General features: G+C 26.1%; 22 protein-coding genes. 21 read left to right on the top strand and 1 reads right to left on the bottom strand.

Annotated features, from left to right (window positions below; all coding sequences use genetic code 11):
- The first annotated feature begins 29 nt into the window (after nucleotides 1-29).
- The 20 genes from pepF to dnaJ all read left to right on the top strand — a co-directional run bounded on the left by pepF (nucleotide 30) and on the right by dnaJ (nucleotide 20,417).
- Nucleotides 30-1,850, top strand: a complete 1,821-nt coding sequence (gene pepF, locus R4K56_RS08385; protein WP_335772341.1) for an oligoendopeptidase F — start codon at nucleotides 30-32, stop codon at nucleotides 1,848-1,850.
- 14 nt (nucleotides 1,851-1,864) lie between these two features.
- Nucleotides 1,865-3,637 carry an HTH domain-containing protein gene (locus R4K56_RS08380; protein WP_335772340.1) on the top strand — a complete coding sequence of 591 codons (1,773 nt, stop codon included), beginning with the start codon at nucleotides 1,865-1,867 and terminating at the stop codon, nucleotides 3,635-3,637.
- Nucleotides 3,638-3,749: 112 nt separating this feature from the next.
- Nucleotides 3,750-5,285, top strand: coding sequence for a maltose/glucose-specific PTS transporter subunit IIBC (malX, locus tag R4K56_RS08375; protein ID WP_335772339.1), 1,536 nt, complete (start codon nucleotides 3,750-3,752; stop codon nucleotides 5,283-5,285).
- A gap of 109 nt (nucleotides 5,286-5,394) precedes the next feature.
- Nucleotides 5,395-6,576 carry a MalY/PatB family protein gene (locus R4K56_RS08370; protein ID WP_335772338.1) on the top strand — a complete coding sequence of 394 codons (1,182 nt, stop codon included), beginning with the start codon at nucleotides 5,395-5,397 and terminating at the stop codon, nucleotides 6,574-6,576.
- Nucleotides 6,577-6,714: 138 nt separating this feature from the next.
- Nucleotides 6,715-6,918 carry a TM2 domain-containing protein gene (locus R4K56_RS08365; RefSeq protein ID WP_335757425.1) on the top strand — a complete coding sequence of 68 codons (204 nt, stop codon included), beginning with the start codon at nucleotides 6,715-6,717 and terminating at the stop codon, nucleotides 6,916-6,918.
- Nucleotides 6,919-7,462: 544 nt separating this feature from the next.
- Nucleotides 7,463-7,702, top strand: a complete 240-nt coding sequence (locus R4K56_RS08360; RefSeq protein WP_335772337.1) for a hypothetical protein — start codon at nucleotides 7,463-7,465, stop codon at nucleotides 7,700-7,702.
- A gap of 53 nt (nucleotides 7,703-7,755) precedes the next feature.
- Nucleotides 7,756-8,715: a PD-(D/E)XK nuclease family protein gene (locus tag R4K56_RS08355; protein ID WP_418233758.1), complete on the top strand. Its 960-nt coding sequence runs from the start codon at nucleotides 7,756-7,758 to the stop codon at nucleotides 8,713-8,715.
- Nucleotides 8,716-8,732: 17 nt separating this feature from the next.
- A complete protein-coding gene (locus R4K56_RS08350; RefSeq protein WP_335772336.1) occupies nucleotides 8,733-9,308 on the top strand; it encodes a hypothetical protein in 576 nt (191 codons plus the stop codon).
- A gap of 149 nt (nucleotides 9,309-9,457) precedes the next feature.
- A complete protein-coding gene (locus R4K56_RS08345; protein ID WP_335769932.1) occupies nucleotides 9,458-9,844 on the top strand; it encodes a hypothetical protein in 387 nt (128 codons plus the stop codon).
- A gap of 217 nt (nucleotides 9,845-10,061) precedes the next feature.
- Nucleotides 10,062-11,450, top strand: a complete 1,389-nt coding sequence (gene dnaA / locus R4K56_RS08340) for a chromosomal replication initiator protein DnaA (RefSeq protein WP_335757426.1) — start codon at nucleotides 10,062-10,064, stop codon at nucleotides 11,448-11,450.
- Nucleotides 11,451-11,968: 518 nt separating this feature from the next.
- A complete protein-coding gene (locus R4K56_RS08335; protein ID WP_297298994.1) occupies nucleotides 11,969-12,580 on the top strand; it encodes a nucleotide exchange factor GrpE in 612 nt (203 codons plus the stop codon).
- A gap of 21 nt (nucleotides 12,581-12,601) precedes the next feature.
- A complete protein-coding gene (locus R4K56_RS08330; protein ID WP_297204363.1) occupies nucleotides 12,602-12,811 on the top strand; it encodes a hypothetical protein in 210 nt (69 codons plus the stop codon).
- A gap of 87 nt (nucleotides 12,812-12,898) precedes the next feature.
- The gene (gene dnaK, locus R4K56_RS08325) at nucleotides 12,899-14,827 is read left to right on the top strand and encodes a molecular chaperone DnaK (protein WP_335772335.1); all 1,929 of its coding nucleotides are present in this window, start codon (nucleotides 12,899-12,901) and stop codon (nucleotides 14,825-14,827) included.
- Nucleotides 14,828-14,937: 110 nt separating this feature from the next.
- Nucleotides 14,938-15,507: an ankyrin repeat domain-containing protein gene (locus R4K56_RS08320; RefSeq protein ID WP_335772334.1), complete on the top strand. Its 570-nt coding sequence runs from the start codon at nucleotides 14,938-14,940 to the stop codon at nucleotides 15,505-15,507.
- Nucleotides 15,504-16,256, top strand: coding sequence for an ankyrin repeat domain-containing protein (locus R4K56_RS08315; RefSeq protein ID WP_335772333.1), 753 nt, complete (start codon nucleotides 15,504-15,506; stop codon nucleotides 16,254-16,256). Before R4K56_RS08320 ends, R4K56_RS08315 begins: the two co-directional genes overlap by 4 nt.
- Before the next feature lie 79 nt (nucleotides 16,257-16,335).
- The gene (locus R4K56_RS08310) at nucleotides 16,336-17,241 is read left to right on the top strand and encodes an Rpn family recombination-promoting nuclease/putative transposase (protein ID WP_335772332.1); all 906 of its coding nucleotides are present in this window, start codon (nucleotides 16,336-16,338) and stop codon (nucleotides 17,239-17,241) included.
- A 7-nt stretch (nucleotides 17,242-17,248) separates the two neighbouring features.
- Nucleotides 17,249-18,070, top strand: coding sequence for an ankyrin repeat domain-containing protein (locus R4K56_RS08305; protein ID WP_335772331.1), 822 nt, complete (start codon nucleotides 17,249-17,251; stop codon nucleotides 18,068-18,070).
- 138 nt (nucleotides 18,071-18,208) lie between these two features.
- Nucleotides 18,209-18,901, top strand: coding sequence for a YoaK family protein (locus R4K56_RS08300; RefSeq protein ID WP_335757433.1), 693 nt, complete (start codon nucleotides 18,209-18,211; stop codon nucleotides 18,899-18,901).
- A 17-nt stretch (nucleotides 18,902-18,918) separates the two neighbouring features.
- Nucleotides 18,919-19,209, top strand: a complete 291-nt coding sequence (locus R4K56_RS08295) for a DnaJ domain-containing protein (protein WP_335769926.1) — start codon at nucleotides 18,919-18,921, stop codon at nucleotides 19,207-19,209.
- A gap of 77 nt (nucleotides 19,210-19,286) precedes the next feature.
- Nucleotides 19,287-20,417, top strand: coding sequence for a molecular chaperone DnaJ (dnaJ, locus tag R4K56_RS08290; RefSeq protein WP_335761098.1), 1,131 nt, complete (start codon nucleotides 19,287-19,289; stop codon nucleotides 20,415-20,417).
- 444 nt (nucleotides 20,418-20,861) lie between these two features.
- Here dnaJ and R4K56_RS08285 read toward each other — a convergent pair whose 3' ends face one another.
- The gene (locus R4K56_RS08285) at nucleotides 20,862-21,938 is read right to left on the bottom strand and encodes a glycosyltransferase (RefSeq protein ID WP_335772330.1); all 1,077 of its coding nucleotides are present in this window, start codon (nucleotides 21,936-21,938) and stop codon (nucleotides 20,862-20,864) included.
- Between the two features lie 71 nt (nucleotides 21,939-22,009).
- Between R4K56_RS08285 and R4K56_RS08280 the strand changes: the two genes are divergently transcribed.
- Nucleotides 22,010-24,763, top strand: coding sequence for a tetratricopeptide repeat protein (locus tag R4K56_RS08280; protein WP_335772329.1), 2,754 nt, complete (start codon nucleotides 22,010-22,012; stop codon nucleotides 24,761-24,763).
- Nucleotides 24,764-24,922 lie beyond the last annotated feature (159 nt).

Here is a 24,922-nt window from a genome sequence, read left to right as displayed (position 1 = left end):
AAACAATATTATTAAGGAGTAAATATTATATGAGTAATGAAAATAAATCAAACACTTTAATAGAAAGAAAAGATGTAAAAATAGAAGATACTTGGGATTTAACTTTATTATATAAAAATGATGATGAGTTTGAAAAAGATTTTAAATCAATGGAAGATTTTTCAAAAGAGGTTAGTAAGTTTAAAGGAAATCTTTCAAAATCAGCAAAAGAATTAAGGGATATATTAGACAGTATAATGAAAGCTTCTATAATATTGGAAAAGCTAGGTTCTTATGCATTTTTAAAACAGACAGAAGATTTAACTAATAATGATTCTAATATAAAAGTAGCTAGATTTGCTAAACTTTCATCAGAATTTTCTGCTAATTTAAGTTATTTTGAGCCTGAACTTATGAGCATAGAAGATGAAAAGATTAATAGTTTTTTGAAAGATGAAGTTTTGAAAGATTATTTAATTTATTTAAGAAATATACTTAAATATAAGCCTCATACATTATCAGAAAAAGAAGAAAGAATATTAGCTTTACAAGGAGAATTAGCTTCAACAGCTTCAAATGTATTTGATACTTTAAATGATGCTGATTTAAATTTTGGAGTATTAGAGCATAACGGAGAGAAAACTCCATTAACTCATGCAACATTCTCAAGTTTCCAAGAAAGCCATGACAGAGAAATAAGAAAAAATAGCTACAATCAATTTTATAAAGAATATGACAAGCATAAAAATACATTAGCAGAGCTTTATGCAAGCCAAATAAAACAGGATATATTCGATGCTAGAATAAGAAATTATAACAGTGTACGCGAAATGGAATTATTCGGTGATGATATACCAGTAAGCGTTTATGACAGTTTAATTGAAAGTGTTCATAATGCTTTGCCAGCAGTACATAGTTATTATGAATACTGTGCTAATAAATTAGGTATAAATGATTTCAGACAATATGATAAATATGCCCCAGTGGTAAAAGATGTTAAGTTGCATCATACATTTGATGAAGCAATAGAAGTTTTAAATAAAGCCTTATCACCATTGGGAGAAGAATATGTATCAACTTTAACAAAAGGTCTTAATTCAAGATGGGTTGATAAATATGAAAATAAAGGTAAAACAAGCGGAGCATTCTCAGCAGGCTGTTATGTATCAGAGCCTTATATATTGATGAATTTCAGAGATGAAAGTATTGAATCAGTATTTACTTTAGCACATGAGGCAGGACATAGTATGCATAGCTATTACAGCAGAAAAAATAATCCTTTCCAGCATCATGATTATAGTATATTTGAAGCTGAAGTTGCATCTACTTTCAATGAAAAACTTTTATTTAATTATTTAATGCAAAATGAAAGTAAAAAAGAAGTTAAAGCATTTTTACTTAATAAAGATATAAATGGATTTGTTGCTACTGTATTCAGACAAACTATGTTTGCAGAGTTTGAGCATATAATTCATAAAGAAGCAGAAGAAGGAAATCCAACAACATTAGAACTTATAAGAACAGTTTACAAAGATTTACTCAAAAAATATTTTGGAGAGAAATCAGTACTTGAAGAAACAAGCGATTTAGAGGCTTTGAGAATACCTCATTTCTACCGCTCATTCTATGTTTATAAATATGCTACTGGTATGTCAGCTGCTGTTGCTTTATCTAATGGTGTGCTTGAAGGCAATGCTAAAGGCGACTACACAAACAGAGATAATTATTTGAAATTCTTAAGAAGCGGAGGAAGCAGAACTCCTATAGAGAATTTAAAAGTTGCTGGTGTTGATATGACTAAGCCTGAAGTTGTAGAAAGTGCTTTGAAATTATTTGCTAAAGAAGTAGAGGAATTAAAAGCATTAAACTAATTTAAATAAAAAATATGAGTTTGACTAAAGTTTATTTGGATATATTAACAGAAATTAATAATAATCCAGTATCTATAAATATATTAGTAGAAAAGTATAAAATTACTACTAGGGCTGTGAGATATTATATTGATAATATTAATTATTATTTAAAAGAATATTCAATGCCTGAAATATATATAAAAAATGGAAAACTCTATTTCGGTATAGATGATAATGCCTTGATTTCTTTTATTGACAAAATACCTATAAGAGAATATTTATTATCTCAGGAGGAAAGAAAGCAATATATTTTATTTAATTTTCTTTTTAAAAATAATGTAACTATATCAAGATTAGAAAGATTTTTAAATGTAAGCAGAACTACAATTAAAAATGATATTAATGATTTGAAAAAGTATCTTAATAATTTTGATTTGTATTTTTATTTAGATGTTAATAAAATAATATTGGGCGGCAATGAAAAGAAATTAAGGCATTTAAAATTTTTGAATATGCTTCAGTATGTTAGTATAGAATCAAATGAAGTTAATTATGTGAAGACAATATATCCGAATGAAAAAATTGAATTATCTATATTAAAAGAATATATTAACAAAATAGATATTAATGTTATAAATACTATAATACTTGAAGTTGAAAAGAAATTTAAATCAAAATTTTCTAATAAATTCAAAAATATAATGTCTATATATTTAATAGCTACATTAGAAAGAATAAAAAGTAATCATATAATAAATCAAAAAAATAATGCTGATTTTTTAATTAAACTTCCTGAATATAAAAAAATAAAATCTATATTTAATCATTTTTTATTGAATAAAAATAATAGTTATAAATATGAAATACTTCACTTGACTGAATATTTTATAAGCGAATATTATAATGAGCATTTCTATGAGAATAAAATAATATCAGAGAGATTTATATTAAAAATTTTAGAATGTATGAATATTCCTATAGATGAAGAACTTGTAAATGAGCTTATAAGATATCTTTTGCCTGCAATATATAGAATAAAAAATAATTTTTGTATAGATAATAAACTAGATTTTGATAATTTAGATATTGATATATTTAATAAAGTTAAATTATGTGTAAATAATAATATGTCATATTTGCAGGAGCCTTTAAGGGAAGAAGAAATTTATTATATATCAAAAATTATAGAGAAGTATATTTATCCTTATGATAAAATTTCATTAAAAGAACTTATCAAAATAATAGATAAAAATTATAATAATAAAGAAATTTTAATAGAAAAAATAAAAAAGAAATTTTCAAAATTCATTTATAATGATGTGAGAGATGTTTATGATATTTCAAAAAAATTAAGAAGAAAAAATATTCATATTGTAAAAAATAATATGAGTATAGAAAATATTGTAAAAAATAATATGAGTATAGAAAATATTGTAAATAATTTTCTTAGTGATAAATATATTAAGAATAAAGATATTGATGTATTCACTAATATATTAAATGAATTCGGACAATATTTTTTTATAAAAGAAAAAATATTTCTCATTAGCAATATGTATACAAATATAAATAGTTCTGAAAATACATCTTGTGTACATTTAATTATTTGCGATAAACCAGTTATAATAAATAATAAAGAAGCTAATATTTTATTATTTATAATAGCCAATAATAAAACAGAACATTTAAAAATAGTATCTCAAATAATGAAGCTTTCTGAATATGATGAATTAATAGAAGAAATCATAAATCAAAAATCATCTGAAAATATTATATCAGTAATAGAAAAATATTATAACAAATAAGCCATACAAAAAAATTCAAAAAAAAGTGAAATATTATTTATATTGATTTTTAATTCTTTGCATGCTAAATATGAACAATGTATTAATAAATTAAAGTGTTGAGGTATGTAATATGAATAAGAAAGTTAATTTTTGGGAATTTTTCCAAGGATTAGGAAAAACATTTATGCTTCCTGTTTCTTTACTTGCCGCATGCGGTATTATGCTTGGAATAGGAAGTTCATTTGCTAGTTCTGTAACAGCAGAAGTTTTGCCGTTTTTGAAAATACCAGCTATAAGAGTATTTTTTGAATTTATGGCAACAATAGGTTCTTTTGCATTTTCAAATCTTCCAGCTATGTTTGCAATAGCTATACCATTAGGACTTGCAAGAGATGATAAAGGTGTTGCAGCATTTTCCGGATATGTGGGATTTGTTATATCATGTTTAGCTGTTAATTTCTTATTAAAAGCTACTGGTACTTTAGCAGCACCAGAAGATATGAAAGCTGCAGGTCAAGCTATGGTAATGGGTATACAAAGTATAGATATTGGTGTATTAGGCGGTATCTTAATAGGTATTATAGTTGCTAAAATACATAATCAATTCCATGAAATCAAACTTCCTGATGCATTAGCATTCTTCGGCGGTGCAAGATTTGTACCTATTGCTACTTCAGTTATAGTTGGCGTAATAAGTTTATTAATACCTTTTATATGGCCTACTTTCAATAAATTAATTATAGGTGTTGGTAATTTAATAGGAAAAGCAGGTGTTTTCGGCCCATTCTTATTTGGTACAGGAGAAGGATTATTAAGACCTTTCGGACTTCACCATATACTTGTTGCTATGATTAGATTTACTTCAGCAGGCGGTGATGCTGTTATCAATGGAGAAACTGTATCAGGAGCTTTAACTATATTCTATAAAGAGTTTGCAAATGGTATTTTGGATCCTAATGTTACTAGATTCTTATCTCAAGGAAAAATGCCTTCATATTTATTCGGACTTCCTGCAGTAGCACTTGCTATGTATCATACTGCAAAACCAGAGAATAAAAATAAAATTAAAGGTTTATTAACATCTGGTGTAATAGCTTGTATGATAGGCGGAATCACTGAACCTTTAGAGTTTATATTCTTGTTTATATCTCCTGTTCTTTATATATTCCACTGTATAATGGTTGGACTTGGATTTATGACTATGGGTATATTAAAGGTTGCTATAGGAAATACTGATGGAAATTTAATTGACTTCATAGTATTCGGAGTATTACAAGGTACAAGAACTAATTGGTATTTGGTGCCTGTTGTTGGTGTAGTATGGTTTGCTATATACTATTTTGTATTCAAATTTGCTATATTAAAATTTGATTTGAAAACTCCTGGAAGAGAAGTTATTGCTGAAGGCGACAGTGTAAAACTTGGCGGATATGATGCTGAAAGAATGTTAAAAGCTATTGGCGGTAAAGAAAATATAGTTTCACTTGACAACTGTATTACTAGACTTAGATTAGTTGTTAAAGATATGAGTGTAATAAATGAAGAAGAAATAAAAGCTACTGGTGCTATAGCTATAGTAAAATTAGATGAAACAAATCTTCAAATAATTATAGGCCCTCAAGTACATGTTGTTAAAAATAAATTGGATAAACTTATAAAAAGCTAATTATATTATATAAATACTTGAATACTTGCTGCATAATTAAAAATAATGAAATTTATTAAGTAATTATGCAGCAATATAATTTAATCAAATATTTGACGAGGAAAGTATTATGGATTTTGATACTATTATAAACAGAAAAGGCACTTATTGTACACAATGGGATTATATCAAAGATAGATTTGGTGTTAATGATCTTTTGCCGTTTACTATATCAGATATGGATTTAGCTTCTCCTGATGAAATAATAGAATCTTTAATAAATAGAGTAAATCATAAAATATTCGGTTACAGCAGATGGAATCATGATGATTTTAAAAATTCAATAGAGTTATGGTATAAAAAGAGATTCAATTTTAATATCAATAAAGATGATATAGTATATAGTCCTAGCGTAATATATGCCGTATCAAATTTTATAAGAATGAAATCTAATATTAATGATAATGTATTAATATTAGCTCCAGCTTATGACGGTTTTTTTAAAACTATAAAAGCTAATAATAGAAATATAATATTTTCTTCATTAAAGAAATCTGATTTAAAATATGAAGTAGATTTCAATGATTTTGAAGAAAAATGTAAAATATCTAAAGTTTTTATATTTTGTTCGCCTCATAATCCAGTTGGAAAAGTTTGGGATATTGATGAATTAAAAAAGATAATAGATATTTGTAAGAAATATAATGTATATATAATATCCGATGAAATACATATGGATATAGTATATAATAAAAAACATATTCCAATATTTGCTGCATCTGATTATGAGAATATGGTTTTATGTACTTCTGCTTCAAAAACTTTTAATATTCCAGCTTTAGGCGGTTCTTATTTATTTATAAAAGATGAAAATGACAGAAATGAATTTTTAAGAATATTAAAAGAAAGAGATGCTTTATCTTCTCCATCTATATTAGGAGTGATAGCAACTATTACAGCTTATAATAAATGCGATTACTGGGTTGATGAACTTTTAAAATATACAAGCAATAATATAAAATATATAATTGATTATTTAAATAAAAATATTCCTATGTTAAGCTGTAATATGCCGGACGGTGCATATTTTGCTTGGGTAGATTTTTCTAAATTGAATGTATCTGAAGAAGTTTTTCAGAAATATTTGATAGAAATAGGTAAGGTTGCCATAATGACTGGTTCTACTTACGGTGAAGAAGGAAAAACTTTTCTTAGAATTAATTGTGCTTGTTCAATAAATAAAATAAAAGATTGTATGAATAGAATAAGCAGTACCATAGAATATATGAAATCAAATAATATAATAGGGTAATAATATATTAGCTGTTTATAGGAGTCATCATATATATATTGGAGGCTGGCATTATTTTTTACATGTCAGCCTTTTTATTTGCATTTTTTTATAATATAGTATACAATAGTATGGTAAATAAACTTTGAGGAGAGTTATATGGAAACTTCAGACAAGAGCTGGACTGTAACATTAATTTTAGCAATACTTTTGCCAGTACACAGGTTCTATGTTGGAAAAATAGGAACAGGTATACTGTATTGGCTTACTGCCGGTGGTTTTGGTATATGGTATATCATTGACATAGTAATGATAATACTAGACAAATTCACTGATAAAGAAGGCAGAAAATTAAAAAGATAATACTAAAATAGTAAATTAAAAAGTTACTAAAGTAAGAGGAGAGTTAATTATTTTTAGCTCTCTTCTTTTTTTATATGTACTGAAAATTTTTAAGTTTGTCAATGTTTTTGTTGTTCTTTTTCCCGCCGCAAAAAGAACCAAAAAGTGCAATTATAAAATTAGTACTAAATCATACTAAAATTGTTTTACATGTAATATAAATTATCAATTTAAGCTAAAATATAGCCCTTCGCGAAGCGTATCAGAGCTTGTCGAGGATATAAGCTTCTTTGTGGCAATACCATAGGAACTTCCTTCGGTTGCAAAAGAAGTGGGGTGCTGCACGCTGTATACTTCGTAAGGGCAAAGCCCTGCAGATATTTAAAATTTAAAAAAATTATTTTTGACAGAATATAGTTGTTTAGGTATATATTAATAAAAAAGTTTTTGCTTTTATGTTTACAAAAATCATTGGCAATCACTAAATAAAAAAATTAAAAAATATTTTTTGACAAAACTTAATCATTTAAATATAATATATATAAAAGCTAATACGGATAATATAATGTTAAAAACTATAATCAAAAAATTTCAAGAAGATGAAAAAATAAAAACAAAATTATTCAAACATATCATATCAAAAAAAGAATCAATATTTGAAAAACTTACTAATAATCCTCCTTATATAAATATATTTAACTTAATTTCAGAACAAGAAAAATTTAACTCTCAAATGTTATATGATATATTGAAAGTAAATATTAACAAAAATATTGATGTGGATAATATAAAAATAATACATTAGACGGAAGCAAATTTGAAGTAAAAAAAGAATTTCAAACGCAAAAGAATAAATTTATAGATTTGCTTATATGGGATAATGAAAAAAATTATGCTGTAATAATAGAAAATAAAGTTAACAGCGGAGATAATGGGGAAAATCAAATTGCTGATTATTATAATGATATAAAAAATAGAAAGATAAAAAATATATATGTAGTTTATTTAACTAGATATGGATACGAACCATCTGAAAATAGTTTAAATAATGAATTAAAAAAAGAAATAGGTAATAATCTTTTTTGTATACCTCATAGTTTTATAGCTTCATGGCTTGAAAGTATTTTAAAAGATGAAATGTTTATTAAATTAATAGCAAAAGAGAAAGACTATAAAGTATTAGAATCTGCTATGATTCAATTTATTCAAAATGAAAATTATTTATCTGGAATCGAACCTGACAATAAAGCAATTAATAAAATTCTTCTTGAAGATGAAAATATTAATAAGTTATATAAAAGTATAGAAGAGACTGCAAAATATGATGAATATATAGAAATATATAATAATGCAAAAGATATTATAAGTGATAAAATAAGAGATAAAAAATTAGATATATTAAAAAGCAGAAAAGAGGAAGATGTTAAATTCACTATATTATTGCAAGAAAAATTATTAAATATATATAGTGGTAAAATAGATGCAACAGATGAAGACACTATATATGAATATTTATTAGATAATACAGAACATCATTGTGATTGTATACCCTTTGAAAAAATTAACACTTATCTCTATATTTCAAATACTCATGATAATATAAAATTATGTCTATCTACATACGATGAAAATAATAAACAAAAATTATTAAAATTAGAAAATGAAATATCAAAAACACTTAATAAAGTTATAGAGCATAAGAGAAAACTTTTATATTCAAAAAATATAGAATTCAATGATGAAACTTTTGATAAAAAATTAGACGAAATCTATAAAGATTATACTGAATTATATAATTTACTTGTTAGAAGAAGATAATTTTAAGGAGATTAAAAATGACAAGAAATGAAATATTAAAAATAATAGATGAAGAAATAATAAACAAAGATGAAAATATAGATGTTGATAAATTAGAAGAATATTTGCAATTATTTAATAGTGTGGTAGATGTTTTAAACATAAAAATAATTGAATTAAAATTTAAAAATGAATTTCTTTTTATAGAAAATATTAAGAATATAATGAATAAAAATAATGATTTTGTATGTGAAGAAAAAGAAAAAATAATAAATAATATAATTAATCAAAATTGGTGTCATAGTATTTATAAATATTATAGAGATAAGGAAGATATATTAAATATTTTAGAGGTTGGACAAGATAATGATAGTCAGTGGTTATTATTTGGAATTTATAATAATGGTTTAGATGAAAAAACTTTAAGTAATATAAAAAATGAAAAATTTAAAAAGATTTTAATAAAAGGATTTCCTAATTTAGATTTACAAGAACATGATGAAACATATTTATATTATTGGTATATAGATGCTGAAAAATGTAATGATAATGATTATGTAAAAGAAATTGCTGATAATATTTTAAAATTAGATAATATTTTAAGTAATTTATAATTAGTTATATTTCAGTAAGTTACTTATTATAAATACTTGCTTAAAAAATATTTTATATGAGAATAAAATAAATTAAGTATATCTAAGGTTGAAATTATTTTTATTAGTTATATCATTTATATAAATTATTTTAATTTATTGGGGTATTTATGTCTAGGATTAAAATTTTTATTATTTTATTTATTTTTTATGCTATAACTTTAAATGCACAAACAACAATTTATGAGCCTTCACAATCTGCATCAGCAAAATATAGACTATTTAGAACTACTAATATGTGGACTTTTCTAAAATTAGAAACTACTACAGGTAAAATATGGATACTTCAATATGATGTAAATGGTGATGACCGTTTTACTGTAGAATTAAATACTGAGGATCTTTCAGGAGGAAAAGAAAAATCACCTGGAAGATTTACTTTATATCCTACAGCAAATATGTATACTTTTATTTTATTAGATCAACTTTATGGTAATACTTGGCAAGTTCAATGGAGTTTTGAACCTGAAACTAGATTTATTATACCTATTGATTAATATATTTTTCATATACTGATTCTAGTGCGTTTAGTATATTTAAATAAATAACTATATAAATTAAAAAAATATTTTTTATTTATATATTGTTAGTCTTGTCTTACAAATTGTTTTATTAGTGTTATTTATACAGATATTATGTTAATTAAATTCTATACTTTTGTTGGCAAATACCGAAGATAAAATTGTTAGAATTTACATTAGAAAGATGATAAAAATGGAAGAAATAAAACAATACTGGAATGAATTTTTAAATATTATAAGTGAAGATGAGGAGTTTGCAGCGGTTGCATTATTAAAAAGCAGTCTTTTCATTGTTGATGATGAAAATAATGCTAGTATAGTATGCTCTGGGGATTTTGCAGCTACTCATATAAAGAAAGACTTTCTTGGAAGAATAAAAGATTTCTTTAGAGAGAAGTCTGAAAATACTATAAATATAGATGTTAAAGTAGATGCAGATCTTGTTAATGAACATTTAGAAATAGAAGAAATTGAAGAATATGAAGATGATGTAAAGAATGATTCTAAAGATAATTCTAATGAAATAAATGCAGTAAAAAAAGATGTACCTGCTAATAAAACAAATTTAAATAGCTATTATAGATTTGATAATTTTATTCAAGGCAATAATAATAGATATGTATTTGCGGCAGCTAAATATGTATCATCTAATCCCGGAAAGGAATATAATCCTCTTTATATATATGGAAGCGTTGGAATAGGTAAAACACATTTGCTTCAGGCTATAGGAAATACTTATTTAGATTCAAACCCAAATGCTAAAGTATTATATATAGATGGAAGCGGATTCAGAGATGAATATGTATTAGGACTTCAAAGAAAAAGACCGGATATTTTCAAAAAGAAGTATAAAGATTTGGATATGCTTTTATTAGATGATTTGCAGTTATTAGAAAGTGCTCAGGAAACTTCAAAAGAATTATTTGAAATATTTCAGGCTTTAGATAGTGCTGCAAAACAGATGGTATTTGTAAGTGATAAGCCACCTAAAGAATTAAGAAATATAGAAGCAAGATTAAAAAACAGATTTGAAAAAAGCCTTATTCTTTCAATAGAGCCTCCTCAATATGAAACAAGACTTGCTATTATAGAAAGAAAATTATTTGACCTTCATACTTCTATAGATGAAGATATTATGAAGTATATGGCAGAAAATATTACTACAGATGTAAGAAAGATTGAAGGTGCTATAAGAGCATATTTATCAGTAAGAGATTTGATGAAAATAACTCCAGATATTGAGCAATGCGAAAAAATGGATATATTTAAAGACTATTTCACTGGTAAGCCAAAATTAAAAAATGCCAGTGTTAAAGAAATCAAGAAAATGGTTGCTGATTATTATGGAATAGAAATGTCATCTTTTGAAAGCAAGGAAAGAACTAAATTTATATCAAAAGCAAGACATGTTGCTATATATTTGGCTTGTAAATACTCTAAAAAATCAGTTACAGAAATAGGGTTGGAGTTTAATAGAGACCATGCTTCTATAATACATGGAAGAGATAAAGTTGAAGATGAATTAAAGAGCGGTTCTCATTTATTCTCTGAAATTAATGAAATAGTGTCTAATATTTCATAATTAATTTTTTAATAAAAAACTGCCAAAAAAATATTGACATTTGTGCAATTTTGTATATAATTTACAGGTATTGTTAAATTAATACAATTTTTCATAAACCTCCTTATCACCCTGCTGCATTTTTTTTTCTCAGGGTGATACTTTTTTAACCCCCTTTCTTTTAAAATCCAAATATTTTTTATGTTTAATATTATTATACTTGTTCATTTTGCTGTAAAAAATGTATAAAAGTAATACATAAGCCATTATAATTGATGTATAAAAATAACACATAAGTATGAAAAGTGTCTAAAATATGATACATTATCTATATAATAATCATAAATTTCATATATATTTTACTTAAATTTTATACTATACTACATATTAGGTGCTGATATTGGCTATAATTAATAGTATTTTTTAAGTTTTTTATATAGAAAATATATTTAATTGGCACGTTTCTTGCATATATAATAGCGTATGCTTGATTGAAAATATTGAGTAGTAATCATAAATATCCATTACAAGGAGATGAAATGGAAGAAGAAATTAAAGAAACAAATGAAGGCAGTGAAAAAGAAGAAGCTAATACAGAAGAAGTGAAAAGTGAAGAAGTACAAGCTGAAGAAAATACAGAAAATAATGCTGAAGAAGATGAAGTAGCTTTATTAAAAAAAAGAATAGAAGAATTAGAAAAAGAATCTGCTGATATGAAAAATAAATATATGTATGCTATGGCAGAGGCAGAAAATATTAGAAAAAGAACAGCTAAAGAAAAAATAGATGGAATAAAAAGAGCTAATAAAGGCTTATTGTTATCACTTTTAACTTTTATGGATAACTTTGAAAGAGCATTAAAAGCAGGCGAACAAGATGCTAATGTTCAAGGCACTGAATATTATAAAGGAATAGAATTAATACATAAACAATTTATTGACTTTATGCATGATAACGGAGTTACTGAAATAGAGTCTTTAGGTGAAGAATTTGATCCTAATGTACATGAAGCATTAACTATGGTGGAGGTTCCTGATATTGATAAGGAGCAAGTAGTTGAAGTTTATGCTAAAGGCTATAAATTGAATGATGAACTTTTGAGAACAGCTAAGGTAGTAGTCGGCAAACCACAGGCTACTCCTAAAGAATAAATTAATTAATTAGGAGATTTTATGGCACATATTCAACTTTTTAGAGCTTATTACGAGCCAAAAGCAGACAAAAAAGAAAGCATACAGCATATAAATGGTGTTTTGCAGGATTTAACAGATGCAATAAACAACCATATTAAAGACAAAGAAGTAATTAACGTTGACCTTACTACATCACATTTAGGTAATGGTCATACTGAATATGTTGTTAGTGTTCTGACAAAAGACTAATAACAGAATTTATAAAAAACAATTTATATAATAATATTAATTTTTAATGTTTAAAAAGTAGTTAGTAATTTAAAGGAGAAATTTATTATGAGTAAAATAATTGGAATAGATTTAGGAACAACAAATTCATGTGTATCAGTAATGGAAGGCGGTAAACCTGTAGTAATAACAAATGCTGAAGGAAACAGAACAACTCCTTCTGTAGTAGCATTTACAAATAAAGGTGAGGTATTAGTAGGTCAGCCTGCTAAAAACCAAATGGTAACTAACCCAGAAAATACAATCTTCTCTATTAAAAGATTTATGGGTAACACTTATGCTGAAGTAACAGAAGAGCGTTCAAGAATGCCTTATACTGTTATAGAAGACGGCGGAAAAGTAAAAATTAAAACTTTAGAAGGAAACTTCACTCCGCAAGAAATAAGTGCAAGAATACTTCAAAAGATGAAACAAACAGCAGAAGAATATTTAGGTGAAACTGTAACAGATGCAATCATTACAGTACCTGCATACTTCAATGACAGCCAAAGACAATCTACTAAAGATGCTGGTCGTATTGCCGGACTTAATGTATTAAGAATAATAAATGAACCTACTGCTGCAGCTTTAGCTTATGGTATGGAGAAAAAGAAAGATGAAAAAATAGCAGTTTATGACTTGGGCGGCGGTACTTTCGATATATCTATACTTGAATTAGCTGACGGTGTATTTGAAGTAAAAAGTACAAATGGTGATACTCACTTGGGCGGTGATGACTTCGACCAAGCTATTATCGATTGGTTAATAGATGAGTTTAAGAAAGATACAGGTGTTGACTTGAATAATGATAAAATGGCTTTACAGAGATTAAAAGAAGCTGCTGAAAAAGCTAAAAAAGAAGTTTCAAGTTCATTACAAACTGATATTAACTTACCATACTTGACAGCAGATGCATCAGGCCCTAAACACTTGAATGTATCTTTATCAAGAGCAAAATTTGAGGATTTAGTAAGAGATTTAGTAGAAAAAACTCGCATCCCATGTGAAAAAGCATTGAAAGATGCAGGACTTTCTACTAGCGATATAGATGAAGTTATACTTGTTGGAGGTTCTACAAGAGTACCTTTAGTACAGGAAACAGTTAAAAACATATTTGGAAAAGAACCAAATAAAAGCGTAAACCCAGACGAAGCAGTAGCAATGGGTGCTGCAGTACAAGGCGGTATCATTAAAGGTGATGTTAAAGACGTTCTTCTTCTTGACGTTACTCCGCTTTCACTTGGTATTGAAACAGAAGGTTCAGTAATGACTGTTTTAATCAACAGAAACACTACTATACCTACAAACAAAAAACAAGTATTCTCTACAGCAGCAGACAATCAATCATCTGTAACTATTAGAGTATTACAAGGTGAAAGAAAAATGGCTAATGACAACAGAGAGCTTGGAAGATTTGACTTGGTAGGAATACCTCCTGCACCAAGAGGAGTACCTCAAATTGAAGTTTCATTCGATATTGACGCTAACGGTATCGTACATGTTACAGCTAAAGATTTAGGTACTGGTAAAGAGCAGAAAATAACAATAGCTTCTTCAAGCGGACTTAGCGAAGATGAAGTAAACAGAATGGTACAGGATGCTGAAAAACATGCTGAAGAAGATAAGAAGAAAAAAGAGGAAGTTGAAGCTAAAAACAATGCTGACCATATGATTTATCAAACAGAAAAATTATTGAAAGAAAATGGAGATAAATTACCTGCTTCTGATAAATCAGAAATTGAGTCAAAAATGAGTGCATTAAAATCAGCAGTAGAATCTAATAATATAGACAATATTAAAAGAGCTACAGACGATTTACAAGCAGCATGGAACAAAGTTTCAGAAGCACTTTATAAACAAGCAGGAGCTCAGCAGCAAGCACAGCCTGATGCTGGACAGCAACAAGCACAGCAAAATAACAGCCAAGATTCAGGTAGAAAAGATGACGGTGTAGTTGATGCTGATTATGAAGTTGTTGATGATAATGATAAAAAATAATATAGATAAAAAGTAAAAGTTGAATATATAAAGTCTAATGGGCGGTTGGAAGTTAATTTTTAATGATTCATTTTCAACCGCCTATATTTTATTTGATATAAAGGAATATTGTGGAGTTATTAGAAGCTATAAAGAAAGGTAATATAAAAGAAGTAGAAAAATTAATAGAATCAGGGGAGAATGTTAATTTAAAATATGCATATGGTTTTACTCCATCCATATATGCTTTATTATTTCAACAGTTTGAAACATTTAGATTTTTGATAGAAAAAGGTGCTGATGTTAATTCTAAAGATGATATAGGGATGTCTGTATTAATGTTTGCCTCTAAATGTGGGTATAGAAAAACTGTAGAATTTTTGATAGAAAAAGGTGCAGATATTAATTTAAGAAATATAGCAAACGTTACTGCTTTAATACTTGCTTCAATGAATAATCATTTAGAAATAGTAAAATTATTAGTAAATAATAAAGCCAACATTGATTTTCAAGATATATGTGGTAAGACGGCTTTAATGTATGCTTCTTTTTATGGGCATTTAGAAATAGTGAAATATTTAATAAGTAGAGGTGCTAATGTAAATATTGTAGATAAATATGGTAAAACAGCTTTGTGGGATGCTTCAAGAAATGGGCATTCAGAAGTAGCGGAATTGTTAAAAGCTAATGGTGCGGTATGAAAAAAGATGTTGAGTTAATAGAAGTTATTAAAAAGAATGATTTGGAAAGAGTAAAATTTTTAATATCAAATGGTGCTGATATTAATATAAAAAACAGATATGGTAATACTCCTTTAAATACAGCTTCAGGATTTGGTTATTTTGAAATTGTTAAATATTTGATAGAGCATAATGCTGAAAATACTGATGCTTTGATTATGGCTTCTATGAACGGACATGAAAAAATAGTGAAATATTTAATAGAGCAGGGAGCAGATGTTGATATTCAAGATAAAAGAGGCGAAACTGCTTTAATGAATGCATCACAAAATGGGCATTATAATATTGTTAAATGTTTAATAGATAATGCGGCTAAAATTGATATAAAAGATAATGGATATCAAACGGCTTTAATGTATGCATCAAATAATGGTTATTTGGAAATTGTTAAGTATTTAATCGACAAAGGTGCAGATATTGATAATGAAAATAGGGACGGAGATACTGCTTTAGTATATGCTTCGGAGAATGGGCATTTTGATGTAGTAAAATATTTAATAGAAAAAGGAAGTGATGTAATAAAACATAGTAATTCTTTATGGTATGCCTCAAAAAATTGTCATATAAAAATAGTTAAGTTGTTAATAGATTCTGGGGTAGATATAAATGAAGAATATGGATATGATAAAAGATATACAGTTTTAAGTTATGCTTTAAAGGAAGGAAACACAGAAATTGCAGAATTGTTAAAAGCTAATGGTGCTAAATAAAATATATTTAAAATTTTTGTTCTTTGACAATTTACTGTAATGTTAGTATAATAAAAATATAATTGTTTTATAGGTGTGTATGGAATATTCAGAGTATCTTGAAAAACTTAAAAAAGAAATTATCACTGTTGATAATATTAACAGAATAAATGACTGCTATATAAGGTATTTATTTTCAGAAAAAGGAAATGAAAGAATAATACTTAGCTTTATAAATTCTGTTATGAAAAATATGCATTTCAAAACTTTTGTAAAAGCAGAAATTCTAAACCCATTTAACCTCAGCAAATATTTAGAATCTAAAGAGTCTGTAATGGATATAAGATGCATTACTGACAGCGGAGAAGTTGTTATTATAGAAATACAATCTCAGGGCAATATTGAGTTTATTTACAGAAGTTTATTTTATTGGGCTAATGGTTATGCTGTTATGTTAAATAAGGGAGATAATTATAATAATTTATGTCCAGTAATAAGTATAAATATTTTGAATTTTAATTTGATGTATGATATAAATGATATTCATACTTGCTATGTTTTAAAAGAGATTAAGCATAACAAAATACTTACTAATCATTGTCAGCTTCATTATATAGAGCTTCCTAAATTTAGTTTTGATTCAAATTATGATGAGGCAGAAAAGAAATTTTTATCTTGGTTAAAATTTTTTAAGGGGGATAAAATGGAAAATTTATTGAAAGAAGATACTATATTTGAAGAAGTGAAATTAAAATCTGAATCGTTTGTGCATACCAATCCTTTAATAGACAGCTACAGAATAAAAGAGGCAGATGAGTATTTTAATAAAAGAATGCTTGATTATGAATTGAAAGAAGCTGAAAGAAAAGGTATGTCAAAAGGTATAGAAAAAGGTATAGAAAAAGAAAAATATGCATTAGCTAGAAATATGAAGAATGAAAATCTTGATATAAATTTAATAAGTAAAATAACTGGTTTAAGTGCAGAAGAAATTTTAAAATTATAATTTTATAATGAATACGAAATTATTAGAAGCTATTAAAAATAATGATTTTGAAAGAGTAAAAGTATTAATATCATCAGGGTATAATATTAATACAGAAGATGATTATTATAGAACAGCTTTGATGTATGCTTCAGAAAATGGTTGTTTGAATATAGTGAAATATTTTATTGATAATGGGGCAGATGTTAATATAAAAGATTATCATTATAAAACAGCTTTAACTTATGCTTCTAAAAACGGACATTTTGATATAGTTAAACTTCTTATAGATGAAGGTACGGAATTCAAAGATGACAGATATGCTTTGATGTATGCTTTAGAGAATGGATATTTGGAGATAGTAAAGTATTTATTAGAAAAAGGATATGATGTTTCAAATGACAGGCATGCTTTAAGTGCTGCTGCTAAAAGCGGTTATTTAGAAATCGTTAAATTACTTATAGATAAAGGAGCAGAATTTAAAAATGACAGACATGCTTTGATGTATGCTTCTGAAAATGGATATTTTGATATAGTTAAATATTTAATAGAATTGGGAACAGATGTTAATATGAGAGATTATTCTTATAGAACGGCTTTAGTATATGCATCTGGTAATGGACATTTAAATATAGTGAAATATTTTGTTTCAAAAGGAGCAGACATAAATATAATAGGTGATAAATACGGAATAACACCTTTAAGCAATGCAGCAAAGAATGGACATTTAGAAGTTGTTAAATATTTGCTTGAAAATAAAGTCAATGTGAAAAATGATAGGCATGCTTTGAGTGACGCTTTAAAAAATGAACATTATGAAATTGCTGAGTTATTAAAAAATTATAAATAATTTAAATATATTTTTTGTTCTTTGATAATTTTTTATAAATTTATGTTTTAATATATTTAAAAATTGGAACTATAAAAATGTTTCTAAAAATGTTTTTTTATGTTATAATAGTTGCCAATAAAAAATCAAGGTAAAAAAGTGAAAAATAGTTTTATAGCTTTTATAAAAAGAAAAAACGAATCCATTCATACAACAGAAACTATATACATAGCTTCGATACTTACTTTAGTTGGCGGATTTGTTGATGCTTATACTTATATTACCAGAGATGGAGTATTCGCTTATGCTCAAACTGGCAATATGATATTTTTTGCTATGCATTTGGCAAAGAAGGAATTCGCAGATACTATGCATTACTTAATACCTATTTTAGTTTTTGTTGTTGGTATTTGGACTGCTTTATATATAAAAAAAGTTTTAAATAAAAAAAAGTTAATGGAATTGGAATATGTTATTATACTAATGGCTGCTGTTATACTTTTTATAGTTGGTTTTTTACACAAGGGTATTTCAAATATTGTAGTTGTTAGTGTTATATCATTTATGTCAGCAACTTTGATGATAACTTTCAATAAGGTTGAAGGACTTGCTTATGTTACTAATATGTGCACAGGTAATTTGAAATCAGCTTCAGATAATTTATTTAGATTTTTATTTAATAAAGATAAGACTGGTTTAAAAAATGGACTTATATATTTAACGATTCTATTTTCATTTACTTTAGGTGCTTTTTTAGGAAGTTTTTTTACTAATATGTTTGGTATTAGATCTATATGGATTGCTTCCGGATTATTATTTATTGTTGAAAGTTTGATGTTTTTTGATAATTAATTAAAGGAATAATTTTTATGGATAAAGATTATTATAAAATACTTAATGTTAATATATTCTCTAGTAATGAAAAGATAAAAAAAGCTTATAGAGAATTAGCAATGCAATATCACCCAGATAGAAACCCAGGTGATGAAAATGCTCATCTTATGTTTGTAGATATAAATGAGGCTTATGAAGTTTTATCAGATAAAGAAAAACGTATGGAATATAATATTAAGTATTTAGCCGGTAATAAATATGTTGTTGGAGGCTTAGCTGTTGCTGGTTTGGGATTGGGTTTACTTCTTAGCAGAAAGAAGAAATAATTTATTTTAGATATTAACTTATTTATTTTTAATTATATATAAATTTAAATAGATAATTTTATAAGAGGATATGATAAATGGCAGAAAAAAGAGATTACTATGAAGTATTAGGAGTGGCAAAGACTGCTACTAATGATGAAATAAAAAAAGCATATAGAAAATTAGCTATGCAATATCACCCAGATAGAAATCCGGGAAATAAAGAAGCAGAAGAAAAATTTAAAGAAGCTACTGAGGCTTATGAAATATTATCAGATGAAAAGAAACGTGCACAATATGATCAGTTTGGATTCCAAGGTGTTCATAGTGATTTTGCTGATGCTTATGGCAGAGGAGGTTTTGACTTCTCATCAATGTTCGGAGGAGCAGGCGGATTTGGTGATTTAGATGATATATTTAGTTCATTCTTTGGAGGCGGATTTTCTGGCAGAGGTTCAAGAGGTCAAAGACGCGGTAATGATTTAAGACATGATGTTACACTTTCTTTAGAAGATGCCGTTTTTGGTAAAAAAATGGAAATAAAGTTGGATAAAAATGATATATGTGATGTTTGTCATGGTACAGGTGCTGAACCTGGTACTAAAACTCAAACTTGTCCTACTTGCGGCGGAAGCGGTGAAGTAAGAATGGTACAAGGTTTCTTTAGTGTAAAAAGAACATGCAGTAAATGTAATGGAAGCGGTACTATAGTAACAACTCCTTGTAAAAATTGTAGAGGTACAGGTACTGTTAGAAAAAGCAAAACTATATCAGTAAATATACCAAAAGGTATTGAAGATAATACTCAATTAAGAGTAAGCGGAGAAGGTGAGGCTATAGGCGGCGGTGTAGCAGGAGATTTGTATTTGTATATACATGTAAGTCCTCATAAATATTATGTGAGAGATGGAATAGATTTAATAACAGAAGTTGGAATTAATATCGTTCAAGCAACACTTGGAGCAGATATTCTTATACAAACTTTAGATAATAAGAAAGTAAAAATGAAAATTCCTGCTGGTACTAATAGCGGACAAGTATTTAAATTGAAAGGAAGCGGAGCAACTCATATCAATAGATCCGGACGAGGTGATTTATTTGTTATAGTTAATATTGATGTTTCAGCTAAATTGACTTCAGAAGAAAAAAGATTATTTAATGAACTTAAAAAGGTTATGCCTAGCAATGACGAACCTGTTTTAAGAAAACCTAATAGAAATAATTGGTAATCAATATTTTTATAAATAATTAAAAAATATAAATAAAAGGGGCTTTAAAAGTCCCTTTTTTATTTCATTAATAATTAATTAGTTTTTAGTTTATACTGAAAATTTTTAACTTTGTCATTTTTTTATTCAACTTTTTCCCGCCGCATACGCTCTGCGGACTTCGTCAAAGTTGCAAAAAGTGCAATTACATAATTAGTACTAAATCATACTAAAATTGTTTTACATGTAAGATAGGTTATTAATTTAAGCTAAAATATAGTCTTTCGCGAAGCGTATCCGAGCCTGTCGAGTGTATAAGCTTCTTTGGGATCACGCCAAAGGCACTTCCTTCAGTCGCAAAATAAGTTGGGTGCTACGAAGTACACAGAGCGTTGGGCAAAGCCCTGCAGATATTTAAAATTTAAAAAAATTATTTTTGACAAAATATAGTTGTTTAGGTATATATTACTGAGCAAAACTGCTTATTAATTCTAATATTTTATTAGTATTTTCTGTATCATTTATTGAAGGCATAAACATTTCATAAGTTCTTTTATTTTCTGCCATCTTTTTAATTTTTGATATTATTGATATTGGATTTTTTGAATTATATATTAAAGCATTCTTTTCATCTGTTGCTATTTCTGCAGATGAACTTTTTGAGTCTATGATTGGCAATGTTTTATAATGCCATGCTGCTATTAATTGTGTATAGAAAGAATCTTTAATATTATGTATTATCATGCAATTTGAATTTGCTATAATATTTCCTATATTTGAATTATCATTTTCATCTATAAATTCAACATGCTGTTCTATAGATAATTTTCTTATATTATCTTTTAATTCTTTATCATATCCTATTATTTTTAATTTATATATATCATCATTTTCTTTTATGTATTGAGCATAAGCGGCAGTACATTTAAATACACTATCTTCCTTATTGTAAAATAAAACAATAGATTTATCTTTATCTTTATTATTATTTATAAATATATAAGGTGAAAAATAAGGCTGTATAACTTCTATATTTTTTATTTCTTTATGAATATATAATAATCTTTCTTTTATTTTATTGCTTCCGCAAATTATTAAATCCATATTTAAAGTATGTTCATAATCTAATTTTAATAATCTTTTTTCAACTAATTTTGTTTTATTATCTCTATTTTCTTGGAAATATAAATGGCTTTGAAAATTAAGGGCATACCATACTACAACAGGAATTTTTTTCCCAGATTTTTTTTTCATAAGAATATTTTTACTCATTGAAGCTATTATATTCATAGGAAAGTCTACTGCTATAATTGCATCAGCATTTTCAGCGGTATTTGCTATATCTTTTGCTGATTTTTTAAAAAATATTGTAGATAAATGTTTTCTTGCTATATAAGCAGGAAAGTTCTTTGAAAATGATTTTGAAAATACTGTTATTCTTATACCGGATTTATAAAAATGTTCTATCATATTTAAAATAAATTGATTAGATTTATTTTTTAATTCGCTTACATTTGATATTAGTATAACTATTTCTTTCATTTTTTACCTGCCGAAATTAAAATATAGCAACTCCATTTCCGATACTTTAAAGTAGTAAATAAGGACTTGCTATGAAATTAATAAAAATCATACTTATAGTTTGTACACTCTATATTTCGGCATATTCTAGAGATATTTTACAATATCAATCCATAATGAATGATAGAAATATAGATATTTCTTTAGAAAGTACAAAGATATCTACTAATTTAACTCAAATTGTTTTAACTGAAGATAATAAAATAAACCTTAATAGAGAATTAGATAATGTTAGAAAGTTAATGGAAAATGGAAAGTTTTTTGAAGCTATAGCATTATGTAATGATTTAGAATCTGTTTATACAAATTACTATGAAATATATTATTTAAGAGGCTTATCATATTTTAGAAGATCTGATTTTCATTATGCCTCTTTAGATTTCACAAAACTTTTATCATTATATGTAGATAAAGAAAATTATGATAAAGTTTATGGAGAGATTGGTAATTTTTTTAATACCATAAATGAATATGAACAAACAGTTATAGCATATCTCACAGCATATAAAGTAACTAATAATCCTTATTGGTTATTCTTAGCTGGTAATGCTTCATTAAAAAATGGAGATGTAAAAAGTGCTGATTATTATTTTAAATCTTGTTTGAAAGAAGATTCTTCTTATGGCAATGAAGGCTTAGGAGATTTAAATCTATTAAATAATAATTATGATGGAGCTATAAATAATTATAAAAATGTTAAATATTCAAATCAAGATGAAAAAATAAGAATTCAAACAAAAATATCTAATGCTATAGTAAAAAAAGAAATATATTCTTGGAATACAAAACTTCAAGTTAAAGATTATACCAATGCTGTAAAAATACTTGAAGATATTTCTTCATATTCTATGGATTATCCTGAAATAACAGTTGCATTAGGAAAAACATATTTTGAAATGCAAGACTATACAAGGTCAAAAAATATATTATCAAAATTAGTTTCAGTAGAAAAAGATTTTGACGAGGCTTATGCTATTTTGGCACAGATATATTTATATGAAAATAATGAGATAGAGGCAATAAAAATATTAGAGAAAGGTTTAGAATATTCATATAATAAACCAAGATTGTATGAAACTTTTGCTTCTATGCTTTATGATGCAGGTTATACTTATTACCCTGATAAAATTATATCTCAAATAATTAACTTTTATAATATTTCAGATGAAAACAAAATTGATTATAGTAAAAGTTTAATAAGAAAAAAGAGATATGAAGAAGCTAAAAAATTATTGTCAGAAGTAAAAAGTTATGAACCTATTGTCAAAGGTCTTTTAAAGAATATAGAATATAATATGATACTAGACAAAGCAGAGGACTTAAAGAGAAATGATTATGCTGTTGATATGATGCAATTACTTGCAATGTATAGATTCGAGGGACAAGAAGAACAGCTTAGAATAGGCTATATTGCTGAAGCTTATTATAATTTAGGTTCTCTTGATAAGGCTATAGATATACTTAAAGAGGCATTTAATGCTAATATTATAAGTGTTAATAATGTTTTCTTATTAAGAAAATTATTATCAATCAGAGCTTCAGATAATGATACATCTCGCTATCAAAAAGAGAGAGATTTAATAGATATAAAAGCTACAGAGTATTGGGAAGAAGAATTAAAATTAAATTTAGACTTAGTTACAGATAGAATATATGAGTTTATAAAGTTTTACAGATTTGATGAGGCTTTGGCTTATATATCAGATTTAAGAAATAAAAATTATGATGTTGCATATATAAAGAAAATAGAATCAATAACTTATGGACTTTATGCTGCTTATCTTTATGAAAATCATAAATATGAAGATGCTTCTAAAACAGTAGCTCTAGGTATTAGAAGAAATAGAAATAATTATGATGCGATTGCTGTAAAAAATGAAATGGATATTGATTCATATTTAAGTTCTGTAGGATATTATGATAATGTTGATGGTTATATTAATTTATCATCTACTATGAAAGAAGTTTTAAGAATATCTCCTGCTTATATAGAAAATAGAATTAAATTAGCTGAAAGTTATATTAGAGAATATAATTTAGAAGGCTTGAATATGATAAATAAAATAACAGATTATATCAATGTTGATGGCGGAAAAGATTTGTTATTAGGCAGAGAGTATAATAAAGCTTATTTATATTCTTATTCTATGAAATGCTATGACAGAGCTTCAAAATATTTAAAAGTTAATCCTATATACATAGCTGAAACTGCAGTTAATTTAACTAATTATCAGGTATCATTATCAGATATTAAAAAGACTATAAATGAAAATGATGCCGATTCACTTTATGCAGCTTCAAAACTTTATTCAAAAATTGGTGATTATAATAGTGCTATGAATTCTATTAATAAAGCTATATCATTTGATACTAATAATGTTAATTATCTTTATGAAAAAGCTTATATTAATGAGTTAATTGGTAATACTAGAGAAGCATTAAAAACATATCAAAACATAGTAAAAATTAGAAAGAATTATGCTGCTGCTAATTATAGAGCTGCAATAGTTTATTTGAATAATTTCAAAGATGATATAAGTGCTGAAAGTTATGCATTTAATTATTTGGCATTGGTTCCAGATGATTACAGCGGATATGAGCTTCTTGGAAAGATTTATAAAACAAGAGCAGAAAAATATATAGACAGCAATACAGTTACTTTATTAAAAGAAGCTTTGAATTATTATGAAACAGCTTTAAGTAAAGCAGTATGGGGCAGAGATTTAGAAATTAGAAAATCAATACAAGCAGAAATAGAATATATACAGAATAAAATATTAGAATGATAGATTATTAAGTGATAATTTAGCTGCAGTTAATATTTATTATTTGCTGCAGCTTTTTTTATATAATAAATATATATCTAAACAATTATATTATTTTGACAAACTTAAAAATTTTCAGTATATACCTAAACAAATATATTTTGTCAATTTTCAAACAGA

Origin of the sequence: Brachyspira pulli (assembly GCF_036997785.1) — a bacterium.
Classification (GTDB): Bacteria; Spirochaetota; Brachyspiria; order Brachyspirales; family Brachyspiraceae; genus Brachyspira; species Brachyspira pulli.
This window is presented reverse-complemented; position numbering and strand designations above follow the sequence as displayed.